We start from the raw sequence: 12,983 nt of genomic DNA on the forward strand, positions 1-12,983 counted from the left end.
CTGGGAAGTGACAATATGGAAATTGATAAAAAACAGGTTGAGGAGATCGTACGCGCGGTCGGCGGTAAAGAAAATATTGAAGCTGCAACGCATTGTGTCACACGCCTCCGGTTCGCCCTGTACGACGAAAGCAAAGTAGATACGGAAAGTCTGGAACAGAACGATCTGGTCAAAGGGCAGTTCTCATCTCAAGGACAATTCCAGGTAGTCATCGGACCTGGGCTTGTGGATAAAGTGTATGATGAAATGATTCAGATTACCGGGGGCGAACGTGCTTCCAAGGATGACGTGAAGGCTGTTGCGGGTAAAAAGCAAAATCCAATCCAGCGTGCGATCAAAACGCTATCGGACATCTTCATCCCGATCCTGCCAGCTATCATCACAGCCGGTCTCTTGCTCGGTATTAATAACATTCTGACAGGACCAGGCATATTCTTTGATGGCAAATCACTGGTGGATGTATATCCGGCATGGAAAGACCTCGCATCTATTATCAATACCATCGCGAGCACAGCCTTTACCTTCCTGCCTGCGTTAATTGGTTGGTCCGCTGTAACAAGGTTCGGCGGCAGTCCGTTGCTCGGGATTGTACTTGGTCTGATCCTGGTTCATCCCGATCTGCTGAGTGCTTATGGCTACGCCAATGCAGTCAACGAAGGCACCGTGCCTACGTGGAATCTGTTCGGCTGGCATATTGAGAAGATCGGTTATCAGGGGCAGGTTCTGCCGGTATTGGTATCAGCTTATCTGCTTGCCAAACTGGAGATCTTCCTGAACAAACGGGTGCATGATTCGATCAAACTGCTTGTAGTTGCACCTGTCACTTTATTGATTACCGGCTTCCTGGCATTTACAATCATTGGTCCGGTTACATTTGCCATTGCGAATGGAATTACATCCGGCTTGATCTATATTTACGATTCGTACGCGGCTCTGGGCGGTCTGATCTATGGTGGACTGTACGCATTGCTCGTTATTACAGGAATGCATCATACGTTCCTGGCGGTAGATGTACAGCTGATTGGTAGCCAGGGCGGAACGTTCCTGTGGCCGATGCTGGCACTGTCCAATATCGCGCAAGGTTCTGCCGCACTTGCCATGATGCTCGTGCTTCGTGAGAAGAAAATGAGAGGACTTGCGGCAACTTCATCCGTCTCGGCTTTCCTCGGGGTAACCGAGCCGGCAATCTTTGGGGTAAATATCCGTTATCGTTATCCGTTTATCTTCGGTATGGTCGGTTCTGCAATCGGCGGTGTACTGCTAACGATGAATAATGTTCAGGCCACCTCTATCGGTGTAGGTGGGGTACCTGGATTCCTGTCGATTTTCCCGAACAAATGGGGAGTATTCTTCATCGGTATGGCGATTGTACTGGTTGTTCCGTTCGTACTGACTGTTATTTTCGGAAGAGCGAAGTTGAGAAAAGAAGACCGCAACGCAGATCAAGCTACTGTAGCTGGCGGTCAAACGCCTACAGCTAAATCAGCTTCTAGCACAACTACAACAAATACAGATACAGAGCAACGTACACGCAGTGCTGCTCAGGTGGCGGATGAGCCTGTGAATACACTGGAAATCATGGCACCGTTAACAGGTACAGCCGTCCCGCTTGAACAAGTACCTGATCCGGCGTTTGCAGAGAAACAAATGGGTGAAGGGGTTGCCATTGAACCTTCTGGCAATCAGGTCGTTGCTCCGTTTGATGCTCAGGTTGCCCATGTCATCAAGAGCAAACATGCTGTCATTCTTGAGCACGCGAGTGGCTTGCAGATTCTGATTCATGTCGGAATCAATACGGTATCACTCAAAGGCGAAGGGTTTAACATGCATGTAGAAGCTGGAGAGAAGGTAAGAGCCGGGCAAACGTTGCTTGAATTCGACCGTAAAGTGATTGAAGCTGCGGGATATCCGCTCATTACGCCAATCATTATTCCGGACGGTCAGGACATGGTTGATCGGGTGGAGGTCACTACTGGTGAGGTAACATCCAATCAGAACGGTGTGCTTAAGGTTCATTTGAAAGGCTAAGTTACGAACAAATGGGGAGCTGCGAATATCGCAGCTTCTTTTTTCATCCTGATACCTAGATAAAGCTGAACTCATGTCAACTTGTGTGATGTGACCTTGATGCAGTTCGTTTTTTTTATTTGTAACGTGGTAAACTGTATCTAGAATGTATGTGGCAAAATCTCATGTTCACGGCGATCGGAAAGCTTGTTCATCAGGACTGTGCATGTTCAGGTCGAAAAGTTCATATGGTTCATAGAGAGTGGCTAGTCAATGGACGGAGGAGGAGAGCCATGACTCGTGTTGCGGTAATGGTCATTCATGGTCTGGGTATGCAAAAGGAAGATTATGCGGATACACTGATTTCGCGTTTGCATAAGGAATTTGATCAGGTTATGGTGTTGCCGGGAGCAGCCAAACAGGTTCTGGATATTGAGCCCGTATATTGGGCTGACGTATTTGAGGATCGGGAAGAGGCGCTGTTTCAGCAGCTTGTCAGCTCTCAGGGATTGAACTATCAAGTGTTGCGTCGATTTGTTATCCATTATCTGGCTGATGCTGTCGCGTATCAACCTGTGGAAAATCAAGGTCATAACTATGATGCGGTACATCGTACGCTGAATTGGGCGATGCATGCACTTGCACAGCGGAACGGGCCTGAAGCTCCACTCTGTATCATTGCTCATAGTTTGGGCGCGGTAATTGCAAGTAATTTTTTCTATGATCTGCAATATCCGTCTAGTCGCACGCCTTCCATTGTGGATGTTACTTCCGCATTGGAACGGGGAGATACTTTAACGAACTTTTATTCCTTTGGAACGACATTGCCATTATGGAGCTTACGTTACCATGATTTTAGCCGGCCGATTCAGGTACCTTCGCCACTGGCAGGGCAGTACTTCCCTGGGCTGGAAGGGGAGTGGATTAACTTTTATGATCGGGATGATATTCTGGGTTACCCGCTGCGTCCTATTGATCCAGCCTATGAGGCGGCGGTCAAAGAAGATATGGAGATTAACTCTGGGGGGTTAATCGGGAGCTGGAATCCGTTGAGTCATGGCGGGTATTTCTCAAATGGAGCCATGAATCGGAGAATCGCCCAGGGTCTGGCGCGAACGTGGACGTGGGTGAATCGTGGATCACGTTAAATGTCAGATATGGAGGAAGGTGAATAATTATGGAATGCAGGACAGGCTGTGCCGCATGCTGTATCGCGATTTCGATCTCATCGCCGATACCCGGGATGGCTGATGGCAAACCCGCAGGTGTGCGCTGTGTGCAGCTGACGGAGGACAATCGCTGCGGAATCTTTGGTCAGAAAGAGCGCCCCGCTGTGTGCAGCGGATTGCAGGCTTCGGAAGAGATGTGTGGCAGCACGGATCAGGAGGCTTTTGAACGATTGAGATGGCTGGAGCAGGAAACTGCACCCAGTTCAGCGTGACAGAGTTGTTTTGAGGGGAAAGGATAATTATACTTAATATGGAATTAGTTTGGGATCAGAAAGGGGTATGGGATGAATGGTACTTGCCAAACGGTTTGTAATGATCGTTGTGAATATGATTGGAGAACTGTGGATGGGATTCTACAGGCGAAACTCAGACTTTTATGACAAGCAGACATCAGAGTCAAAAAGCAAACTTGGCTATTATGCATTTATTATTGGGGCTGCCGCTGTAACCGTGGGCATTGTAAGCTGGATGTATAGTCGGGTTTATTCATAACTTGAGCAAAAACATAAAAGAGAGTATCCGCAGAATGGAAATCAGTCGTCGGATACTCTCTTTGGTATGTCCACTTCCTATTTTACGTGACCGAAGAGCGGGTGCTAGCCTCTTTTTTCCTCAACATGTGCATGAGAATCATCTTAAGTAGCGAAGAGACGATAAAGAATATAAATAAGATGCGAAACAACTGATATCCGGACACCACCGAAAGGTTGGCATTGACTTCATGGGCCATGATGCTCATCTGATCCATTCCGCCAGGTGCCATGCTCAACAATGATGTAGCGGCCGAGAGGGAGAACATCTTCATTAATATATAGCTCAAGCCAAGCGAACCTGCGATGAGGAGCACACTGCTTGTGATTGCGAGTGTTACGGTCTGCATCTTGCGTTGCAGCTGCTGAGGACGAAGCATCAGACCCACATGACTGCCAATCATCAATTGTGAAATATTAAGCAGGGACGACGGCAGATTAGGTGTGTGCATCGCTGTGCTTAATTGAATTACACACATGACGATCATGGGTCCAAGCATAAATGCTGTCGGAAACCGCAACTTGCGTGCAACCCAGGCACCAGCGACACAGAGCGGGGCATAGAGCAAGATTTCGGGAAAGAGTGCTGCCCAAGTTGCTGTCTCGATCATTGGCTGATCCGTGCCTACACCTGTCGTTCCCCCGATCCATGGGCTAAACAGCAGGAACGGAACACAGAATACAATCATGATCAGCCGCGTGACCTGCAAAAAAGTAACGAGCGTCAGATTGATCGATTTCATCTCATCCGCAAGGGAGACCATCTGGGACAGTCCGCCTGGAATGCTGCCAACCAGCAGGGAGGGAAAGTCAAAGTCTGTCAGCTTAGAAGCAACATAGGCGGTCAATGTACATAGTCCGATTAAGAGCAGGGTCATGAGCAGCATCATAGGCAGCTGGTGCAGAATGCCTTGAAGCGCTTCTCCCGTCAGTGTTAATCCAATAGAGTAACCCACGATTAGAATACCGTAGTCCCGAATGGAAGCGGGCCATATGAGCGGCAGCCTGGCAATCTGTGAACCAACCAGCATAAAAATCATCGGGCCAAGAAGCCAAGGAATGGGTGTATGGATCACTGTAAATATGAACCCGCCAAGAACAGAGACACCCAAACTGAGAAAAAACCGAAAGACAACGTGGGAACCGAGCTTGTGCATCAGTTCCATCCGTGTCGTCTTTCGGCTGCATGAGGTAGATTGAAGTACATGTAAGATCACTCCTGATGATAAGATACAATGATTGATCCTTGGACGGTGATTGGCTCATTACGAAGCAGGACAGGAAGCCAGTTCATCCACTGTCCTGCTGAATGGTTATCATTTATCTGTTCGCGGCAAGAACACGGGCAGAAGGCTTCGGTTCTTTGAACATCATATAGTACATCAGCGATGAAATCACGTATAAACTGCCTGTAATGCTGAACGTGATCGCGTAACCCCAATACGTGCCATAAGTGGTCACGAGGTGGGATTGAACAGGTCCCATGGTGGCCCATCCAATCATAAAGGCGGTCTGCATCAGTGAATTGGCGATTCCACGGCGTTTGTCCGATACTCTGTCCACCAGAATAGCGGATTGAATCGGATTGGCTGCATTCATCAGCGCTTGTCTGAATAAGAAACTCACTGAAGCGATGAGCAGCAGGTTCGTGAAGCCAGTCAACAGCAGGAAGGGCAGTGACATGACCTGGAAGATGACGACAGCTCGAACACTTCCCACCTTGGCCGCGAGTGTAGGTCCAATCAGCATGGATACAATGGTCATGATTTGGCCCAACGAAATGAGCAGACTCATGGCACTTAAGGATACCGAAAAACGGTTGGTAAAATACAGATTCAGATAAGGCACAACCAGCCCGGAACCAAACCCGATTAATAATTGGGTTATTACAAATTGGCCGATCAAACGGGAATCTTTCTTTTGGCTAAGGATATCGTTCCTGCTGCTTTGTTCTGCGGAATGAAGGACATCCTGTTTGCCATTATTTGCAGATGCCGCAGATTCAGTGATAGGTTGCGCCGGAGTATCAACTTGCGGTGCCTTCTTATCCTCGGATACAAACAACATCGGGATAAATGCAACCAGTGTAGCTGCCCCACCCACGAACAAAACCGTTTGCAAACCAGTGACTTTGGCAAGACCTGCCGTATGAAGCAGGTCTGCAAATACGCCACCACCCAAGCTGCCAAGTACCTGAGAAGCGAGTACGAGGGAGGAGTAGTAGCTGAACATCTTCAGTCGTTGACTTTTCTTCACATTCTCAGCGAGGAAGGGAATGGCCAGTACCTGAAATACGCCAGCGAAAAGTCCTGAAAATACAGCAAACCAGATCAGTCCGCTGGCAGAATAATCAAAGGAACGGCCAATCAGAAAGATTCCACTGAACAAAGCGCCGGTAATCAGCAGTCGCTTACGGCTGAAGAAATCTCCGCATAGTCCGATGGGAACAAACATAATCGCTGTCGCAAGTGATTGAATACTTACAATCTGGCCGTTCATTGTATCATTGTAGCCCAGACCCTGAATGTACAGATTGTACAAGACAGAGAACATGCCATTTCCGATCTGATACAAGATGCTTGCCAGAAAAAACAATTGAATATTGCGGGACCAGCCCCGAATTTCAGCATGAATCTGTTGTAGAAGTCTCAAGTGGTTTCCCCCAGTCTGCCTGTGCAGTGATTTTAGTTTAACAGGAATGGGGGATTTGCGGAAGAATTGACCACTGTTTATTTTGCAGTAGGGGGTTCCAGCACTCGGGCAATCACGAATCCATCGTAGCCTTTACTGCCTACAGTCTGCATTGCTGTAGCTTCAAGACGTGGGTTATCTGCAATTAATTTCAGGAAAGACTGAACGCCCTGAACTCTGTTGTCCGTACTGTCTGCATTGATAACTTCACCGTCCCTGACGATGTTGTCGCCAATAATCAGACTTCCCGGACGAGCCAGACGCAGCGCCCATCGCAAATAGTCTGGATTACTCGGTTTGTCAGCATCGATGAAGATGAAATCAAAGGGCTCTCTGTACTCTTCCTGAACGTCGGGAAGAGTAGTCAGGGCAGGACCTACTCGAAGGTCCACCTTGTGCATAAGCCCTGCACGCGTGAGGTTGGTTCGTGCCATCTCTGCATGGCGTGGCTCTGCTTCCAGTGTGACGATACGTCCGTGTTCGGGAAGGGCTCTTGCCATCCAGATCGTACTGTATCCGCCAAGCGTCCCGATTTCCAGCACACGAGTTGCGCCTTGTATTTGAAGCAGGAGCTGAAGCAATTTCCCTTGATTCGGTGCTACATCATGAGAGGGCAAGCCTGCTTCCGCATTGGCACGTAGTGCCTGCTCCAGCAGGGAATCCGTGGGGATTAATAAGGCGTTCAAATAGTCGTCGACTTGACTCCAGGTTTTCTGTTGAGCAGAACCATTCACATTGTTCATCGTCATCTGTTCCTTTCCGATTGCATGTATTGGTTTTCATACTTCAACTATAAAGTGAACAGATATATAAATAAAATATATAATATGTATGTTAATATAAGCTTAATTTATATAATTTGAGTAGAGAAGGTGTAACGGTTGAATTTGCACGGATTACGATTGTTTCATGCCATCGTGAGATATGGGGGAGTCACGCGTGCGGCGGAAGAACTCAACATTAGTCAGCCAGCGGTATCCTCTCAGGTGAAGAAGTTTGAGCGAGAATTGGGCATTCCATTATTTGCTTCGGAGGGGAGAAGATTGGTTCTTACCGATGCAGGAATGCAATTAACAGGATACGCGGAACGTCTGTTCATGCTGGAGCAGGATGTCGAGAACTTTGTACAGGATTTTCGGGCGGGCAAGAAAGGGCTGATCCGTCTTACCGCAACCTATTTGCCCTCGAACTTTCTGCTGCCAGGCTGGATTGCCCGTTTCAAGCAGATGTACGAGGATGTGGAGCTGGTGGTGAGCACAACCAATACCCGGATGGCTTTTGACCAACTGCTGCGTTATGAGGCTGAGATTGCAGTTTATGGTGGAAGTGGCATTACACATTCAGGTGTTCATTGGGACGAATTGTTTGAAGATGAAATGTGGTTTGTGGTACATCCGGATCATCCCTATGCGGGGAAAGAAATTGAACTTCGGGAGATGGTGGCGGAGCCCTTCATCATGCGCGAGGAAGGCAGCGCTACACGAGAGCGTCTGGTCTCTCTTTGCACAACAAACAACCTGGCCGCTCCCCGCATTGCGCTTCAGTTCAACGGGTTGAACGAAACGATCAGTGCGGTGAAGGCAGGTTATGGGGCCAACTTTATTTCTTCTCTGGTCGTAAAGGAAGATGTACAACAAGGCAGGCTGGCACGTGTATTCGTTCGAGGTGTACAGCTGAAAAACACGGTAGCCGTCTGTACACGAGCAGGCGAAGTGTTATCTCCTGCCGCTCAACATCTGGTTGAACTCATCAGACAGGAAGCATCATTAATGAAATAGAGTAAGTTCAATAATTGCATGAGAGCTAACGTTGAATGTCATCCGTCGCTGTTTTGGTAGTTCCACTGGAGTATAATCGGGCGTACAGGGTGACTCCACCAACGATCAGAACGGGGATCCAGACTGCCATCATGGGTATGTGGTGGAACAACATCGCAGCTAGAATAACGCCGCCCAAATAGATCACAACAGCACCTGCGCGAAGGTACGCATCTGCTGATAGCGCTTTGACCAGCGAGCGGATATTGGCATGTCTCAGCCGTTGGAGAATGCTTACCGCATCCTCAACTACGGCGGCCAGATTATTGGTGAGCACGGTCGTTGAGATACCGGCAATCCCAATGCGGCGCGCCGCAGTCGTTTGCATCCCCATGGCCGCGGCCAGCATGGCAATCAGCAGATAAGACAGTTGCTCCGAATAAGGACTGATCATGGCGATGGCAAAGAGCAGGAGCAGTATACTTTCGACAGTGAACACGGTTGTGACCCGGGAAGACCAGCCATTTTTCGTCTGCACATGTCCGATCATGTGTGCTGCGATGGCATTTCCGGCAATAAAACCAATGAGGGCAACGAGTGCGCGCAGCACGACAAATTCCTGAGCACGGGCAATCGCGATCCCCAGCAGCACAATATTACCCGTCATATTGGCTGTAAGTACATGCCCGAGTCCCAGGTATCCGATCACATCGATCATTCCGGCAGACATGCACAGCAGTAGCATCGCGTACTTTTGGAGGGTATTTTGATTCATGATTATCCGTCCTTTCAAAAAACGTAACCACTCCAGTATACATCCACAACGCGTGATCCTTCAAAATGAAAGTTCATGATGAAATGCAAACTTCCCTTATCAGCAAACATGTTAAAATCGTCCCTACCTTGAAGCTAAGGTGCTGCAAGCCAGTCAAACATATTGTTCACTGCCGCTTGATGCATCCTCTCCTGAAAACGATGATCCTGTCCCCCGTAAGCGTGAAACGTAACGCTCGCACCTCTGCGTTTCAGCCAATGATACATCCGGGTTCCATGACTGTAATCCACCTGCGTATCAGACGTGCCGTGCATGATCAGCACAGGGCAGTGAAGTTTGTGTGCCTTCGACAAGGGTGAACGGGCGAGATAAGCTTCCGGAACGGAACGTGGCGAACCGCCAAGTACCCTTTTCAAAGTGCGTCTCAAGTCCGTTCGTTCATGATAGGTGCGCTCCACATCGGAGACACCGCTCCAAAGCACCAGTTTATGTACCTGCCCAGGTCCTTCATTGTAGGTCGATGCGGTATGTACGGCATTAATGGCTCCACGCGAAAATCCCATCATTGAAATTCGCTTCGTATCGGCAAAGGGCCACTCTTGCACAAGTCGGTATGCGGCATGTACATCTTCGGTATCTCGTCCGCCATACTCGTCATGTCCTTCGCCCCCCTCGTTACCACGATACGATGGAGCGAACACGATATATCCTTTATGGACAAATTGCTCCAGCCAAGCGGTGTTTACCCCACCATAGTTGCCCAGCCCGCCGCGGCAATAGATCAGAACCGGCCAACGTGTACCCTTGCCGTCCATGATGTGTTGTTTTACAGGAGGGTAGCGGCTTGCGAGCTGTTGCAGTTGCATGGATTCTTGCGTGACGGCGAAGCCTTGGAGGGCAGAGCTGGTATTGGTGTTTTCATATGGAGAGAAGGCGGGTAAAGAGCACCCGTCAGGCAGGCACAAATAGCCTTTTACCCGAAGCGCATCGGACGAATACGTCACATGATAGAGCAGGGGGATCGACCTCTTTCATCGGAAATGGCGTGCCAATTGACAATGATTCTTCTTTAGGATGCGCCTAAACGAGGTTACCATACCTTTCAGCCTGCAACAGCAGTTCGGTGCGAGAAATTCGTTTATTGGCTCCATATGATTTATAATGGTTCAGGAGACATGTGGATGGACCTCTGTCCTCATATTTATAAAACTAACTTTAGTGTGCACGAAGAAAGGAAGAAAACCATGATGAACGCTCCACATCCGATTGATCAATTCAAGAAATTTAAATATGAAATTACGAGATTTATGATGATCTATAAATTTGCTTTGGATCAAATGGAGACCAAAATTGAGGTGCTGAAGGAAGAATTTCAGTCCCTGCATGATTACAGCCCAATAGAACATACGAAATCCAGATTAAAGTCACCTGAGAGCATTATGAACAAGATGTTCCGTAAAAATCATGAATTAACCTTTGAAAGTATCAAGAAAAATATTAAGGATATCGCTGGTGTGCGTATTACCTGCTCCTTTATCTCCGATATCTACCGGATTAAGGATATGCTGTGCAATCAAAGTGACCTGCGTGTGCTGGAAGTGAAAGATTACATCCAGAATCCGAAGCCAAACGGTTACCAAAGCCTTCATCTTCTGGTTGAGGTGCCTGTTTACATGTCTAATGGAGAAGAGCGGGCGTGTGTGGAAATTCAGATTCGTACCATTGCGATGGATTTCTGGGCGAGCCTGGAGCATAAAATCTTTTATAAATACAATAAGGATGTTCCCGAGCGTTTAACGAAAGAACTGAAAAGTGCAGCAGACTCTGCGAACGCACTGGATCAACAAATGGAGAGACTGCACCGGGAGATTCAGGAGATCAAGGACGCCGAAAATGAGCGGGATGAAGAAGAGCTGCGTCGTATTATCATTAACAATCAACAGTTCACACTGCCTTCCAACCTGCTCAAGCTGCTGGGAGACGGGGAACACTAAGGAAACGAGAACTACTGCAGGGAAAGGAATATGTTATTCATATGAAAAGTACACCAGCCTCACTAAGCACCAATTCTACATCCCGTGTACGTATGGCATTGATTCTGGGGACACTGTCGGCCTTTGGCCCTCTGTCCCTGGATATGTATTTGCCAGCACTGCCCACACTGGCCGATGAATTCCAATCATCCACTTCTTATGCCCAGCTCAGTCTAACGGCATGTATGGTCGGACTGGCGGCAGGGCAGCTGCTGGCTGGACCTCTAAGTGATGTGCGTGGTCGTCGTACGCCGCTTATTGCGGGTCTTATTCTCTATACGATCGCTTCCATACTCTGCCTGGTCAGCCCAACGATGGGCTCCTTTGTTGTGCTGCGTTTCATTCAGGGAGCTGCGGGAGCTGCGGGAATTGTCATCTCGCGTGCAGTGGTGAGGGATGTGTATTCCGGGCCGGAGCTAACACGTTTCTTCTCCCTCTTAATGCTGATTAATGGGGTCGCACCGATTGCTGCACCAATTATCGGCGGGCAATTGCTTGCGTACACGTCGTGGCGCGGCGTATTTATTTTGCTGAGTATCATCGGTATTTTGACTTTAGTTGCTGTCGTGGTTGGTCTTGGAGAGACACTACCTACTGAACGCCGATCCAGCGGAGGACTGAAGCAAACGCTGGTTACATTCCGCAAAATCGCAGGGGACCGCCTGTTCATGGGATATGCTTTAACCCAAGGGTTTGTATCTGCTGGCATGTTCGCCTACATATCGGGATCGCCATTTGTGCTTCAGAAAATATACGGCATCTCCCCGCAAATGTTCAGTGTCTGCTTCGCCATTAACGGTCTGGGTATCATATTGGCAAGTCAGATCGCCGGAAGACTTGCGGGTAAAGTATCTGAAACTCGTCTGTTGATCGCAGGACTGATAACTGCTGCTCTGGGAGGAACATCGCTGCTCATCGCCATTCTGGTGGGAGGTAATCTGATTTCGGTCCTGATTCCGTTATTTCTCGTGGTATCCAGTGTGGGGCTCGTTAACACGGCTTCATTCGCACTGGCGATGGCCAATCAGGAGAAATCAGCAGGCAGCGCATCAGCACTTATTGGGGTTATGACGTTCCTGTTCGGCGGTATTGTCGCTCCGCTTGTAGGTCTTGGAGGCGAAGGTACAGCTGTGCCAATGGGCATTGTAATCGCTTGTGCGGATCTTGGTGCATTGCTGATTTACGTTGTGATGGTAGGCAAGAGTGGTAGACGTCAGAGTAAACAACGCCTGGCGTGAAATGTATTGCGTTGCTGCTCTGATTAAATGTCTTGCTGACAATAAAGAATTATTGTGACCATAAACAAGCGTTCCAATTGGAAGGTTCTGTCCTCCAACGGGGGCGCTTGTTCTACGTCTGAACGGGCTTTAGCAGAGAGCAAACAAAATCTGTGTATTAAGCAGGATGCCTGGAGTCAGGAACGGATAAAAGTAACCGATGACAAACCCAAACAGATTGGTGGAAGGCCACATTAAGTAAACATCATTGTATGTGAATACAAGAGACCAACGGTTGTAACAGAAATTTTGCAGTACACGTTGCTCGGGATCCCGAGGCGTTGCTACTCCTGTTTGGGCAAATTGCACAGCCTGGGTCAGATTCTGCGGCTGTTGCTGGATAAATAGTGGTAGAAGGCCGGGGCTGCTTTTGATCAGGTTATACAGAAAAACCATCTCTGCAGGGGGCTGACCAACTGGGCGTGGATAAGCGCTTAGCAGGGTAGGCAGATTGCCCTGTGCCAACTGAGTAGGGACACCCGGAGCTGTACCAGGGACGCCTCCAGGAAAGTAAGGAGGTTGACCGCCACTACCACCGCCCGGAATGAATGGGGGATAGGAACCTGGTGCTCCTGGAAAACCTGGCACTGGCTGACCTCCTGGAGCGCCTCCCGGGAGAAGTGGTGGCAATTGAAACGAACGCTCCTCATCATATCCTGAATAGGTGTTATAAACGTAATCCAT

The 12,983-nt window shown here is 48.7% G+C and carries 13 protein-coding genes; 7 read left to right on the forward strand and 6 right to left on the reverse strand.

Annotated features, from left to right (window positions below; all coding sequences use genetic code 11):
• Positions 1-15: 15 nt before the first annotated feature.
• From treP to ACFVQB_RS03610, 4 genes are all read left to right on the forward strand, one after another.
• Positions 16-2,028 carry a PTS system trehalose-specific EIIBC component gene (gene treP, locus ACFVQB_RS03595; RefSeq protein WP_379435041.1) on the forward strand — a complete coding sequence of 671 codons (2,013 nt, stop codon included), beginning with the start codon at positions 16-18 and terminating at the stop codon, positions 2,026-2,028.
• A gap of 272 nt (positions 2,029-2,300) precedes the next feature.
• Positions 2,301-3,155, forward strand: coding sequence for a chemotaxis protein (locus ACFVQB_RS03600; protein WP_379435042.1), 855 nt, complete (start codon positions 2,301-2,303; stop codon positions 3,153-3,155).
• A 29-nt stretch (positions 3,156-3,184) separates the two neighbouring features.
• Complete coding sequence (locus ACFVQB_RS03605) at positions 3,185-3,448, forward strand: YkgJ family cysteine cluster protein (RefSeq protein WP_379435043.1); 264 nt, start codon at positions 3,185-3,187, stop codon at positions 3,446-3,448.
• Positions 3,449-3,524: 76 nt separating this feature from the next.
• Entirely contained in the window at positions 3,525-3,728 is a 204-nt protein-coding gene (locus ACFVQB_RS03610; RefSeq protein WP_379435044.1) for a hypothetical protein, read from the forward strand.
• Positions 3,729-3,810: 82 nt separating this feature from the next.
• Here the strand turns inward: ACFVQB_RS03610 and ACFVQB_RS03615 are convergent, their stop codons facing one another.
• The 3 genes from ACFVQB_RS03615 to ACFVQB_RS03625 form a co-directional block, all read right to left on the reverse strand.
• The gene (locus ACFVQB_RS03615; RefSeq protein WP_379435045.1) at positions 3,811-4,932 is read right to left on the reverse strand and encodes an AbrB family transcriptional regulator; all 1,122 of its coding nucleotides are present in this window, start codon (positions 4,930-4,932) and stop codon (positions 3,811-3,813) included.
• Between the two features lie 154 nt (positions 4,933-5,086).
• On the reverse strand, positions 5,087-6,418 hold the full coding sequence (locus ACFVQB_RS03620; RefSeq protein WP_379435046.1) for an MFS transporter: 1,332 nt from the start codon (positions 6,416-6,418) through the stop codon (positions 5,087-5,089).
• A gap of 77 nt (positions 6,419-6,495) precedes the next feature.
• Positions 6,496-7,206 (reverse strand): O-methyltransferase, encoded by a 711-nt coding sequence (locus ACFVQB_RS03625; protein ID WP_379435047.1) that lies wholly within the window; start codon positions 7,204-7,206, stop codon positions 6,496-6,498.
• A 132-nt stretch (positions 7,207-7,338) separates the two neighbouring features.
• Here ACFVQB_RS03625 and ACFVQB_RS03630 point away from each other — a divergent pair, with 132 nt between their 5' ends.
• Positions 7,339-8,235 (forward strand): LysR family transcriptional regulator, encoded by an 897-nt coding sequence (locus tag ACFVQB_RS03630; RefSeq protein WP_379435048.1) that lies wholly within the window; start codon positions 7,339-7,341, stop codon positions 8,233-8,235.
• Positions 8,236-8,260: 25 nt separating this feature from the next.
• On the opposite strand, the gene ACFVQB_RS03635 is transcribed toward ACFVQB_RS03630, so the two are convergent.
• Both ACFVQB_RS03635 and ACFVQB_RS03640 read right to left on the reverse strand, forming a co-directional pair.
• A complete protein-coding gene (locus tag ACFVQB_RS03635; protein ID WP_379435049.1) occupies positions 8,261-8,989 on the reverse strand; it encodes a YoaK family protein in 729 nt (242 codons plus the stop codon).
• Between the two features lie 134 nt (positions 8,990-9,123).
• Positions 9,124-9,855 (reverse strand): alpha/beta hydrolase family protein, encoded by a 732-nt coding sequence (locus tag ACFVQB_RS03640; protein ID WP_379435050.1) that lies wholly within the window; start codon positions 9,853-9,855, stop codon positions 9,124-9,126.
• A gap of 381 nt (positions 9,856-10,236) precedes the next feature.
• Between ACFVQB_RS03640 and ACFVQB_RS03645 the strand changes: the two genes are divergently transcribed.
• On the forward strand, positions 10,237-10,983 hold the full coding sequence (locus ACFVQB_RS03645; protein WP_379436279.1) for a GTP pyrophosphokinase: 747 nt from the start codon (positions 10,237-10,239) through the stop codon (positions 10,981-10,983).
• Between the two features lie 41 nt (positions 10,984-11,024).
• Entirely contained in the window at positions 11,025-12,260 is a 1,236-nt protein-coding gene (locus ACFVQB_RS03650) for a multidrug effflux MFS transporter (RefSeq protein WP_379435051.1), read from the forward strand.
• A 129-nt stretch (positions 12,261-12,389) separates the two neighbouring features.
• On the opposite strand, the gene ACFVQB_RS03655 is transcribed toward ACFVQB_RS03650, so the two are convergent.
• The gene (locus ACFVQB_RS03655; RefSeq protein ID WP_379435052.1) at positions 12,390-12,983 is read right to left on the reverse strand and encodes a hypothetical protein; all 594 of its coding nucleotides are present in this window, start codon (positions 12,981-12,983) and stop codon (positions 12,390-12,392) included.

Origin of the sequence: Paenibacillus sp. NPDC057886, from assembly GCF_042796655.1 — a bacterium.
In the GTDB taxonomy this organism is placed as follows: Bacteria; Bacillota; Bacilli; order Paenibacillales; family Paenibacillaceae; genus Paenibacillus.